General features: G+C 68.0%; 1 protein-coding gene. It reads left to right on the top strand.

What is annotated here, in order from left to right:
* The coding region (locus ACI3KQ_RS15900; protein WP_404959311.1) for a VCBS domain-containing protein at positions 1 to 870 on the top strand (870 nt) is incomplete at both ends.

Genomic DNA, 870 nt, shown 5'->3' with positions numbered 1-870 from the left:
CGCTGACGCAGAACAGCGATGGCAGCTGGAGCTATGCGCTCGACAACAGCCGAGCGGCGACGCAGGCGCTGGGGAGCGGGTTCAGCAAGGACTTCACGCTCAACTACAGCATGCAGGATGCCGACGGCGATACGTCGCCCGCGACCCTGACGATCACGGTGAAGGGCGCGGCGGACGGCGCGAGCGTGGTGACGGCGGCGGCGACGGGTCCCGACGCGACCGTCCATGAGGCGGGGCTGCCGAGCGGCACGGCCAATGACGGCAGCCATGTGACGAGCGGCAGCTTCACGGTGAGCGCGACCGACGGGATCGCGAACATCGTGGTGGGGGGCACGGTGTTCACCCTGGCGCAGATGCAGGCGTTCGGCACGACCAATGGGGTTGTGAACACGGGCGAGGGGACGCTGCGCCTGACCGGCTACAATGCGGGGACGGGCGCGGTGAGCTACAGCTACACGCTGGGCGCCACCATCGACAATGACAGCAAGCCAGGGGCGACGCTTACCGAGTTCGACGACAGCGTCGCGCTGAGCGTCAACGGCATCGGCGGGACCACCGCCAGCGACACGCTGATCGTGCGGATCGTCGACGACGCGCCGCAGGCGGTCGATGACGTGGGCGGCACGCTGACCGAGGATGTGGCGGGCAGCCTGTCGGGCAATGTGCTGACCAATGATGTGGCGGGTGCGGACACGCCCAAGAGCTTCGTCGCCTGGGGGGCGGACGCTGCGGCGGTGGCGGAGCTGAACAGCTATGGCACGCTGACGCAGAACAGCGATGGCAGCTGGAGCTATGTGCTCGACAACAGCCGAGCGGCGACGCAGGCGCTGGGGAGCGGGTTCAGCAAGGACTTCACGCTCAACTACAGCA

Origin of the sequence: Sphingobium sp. ZW T5_29 (assembly GCF_044987515.1) — a bacterium.
GTDB lineage: Bacteria > Pseudomonadota > Alphaproteobacteria > Sphingomonadales > Sphingomonadaceae > Sphingobium.
Note: the sequence above shows the minus strand (reverse complement) of the source record. Positions and strands in the feature narration are given on the sequence as shown.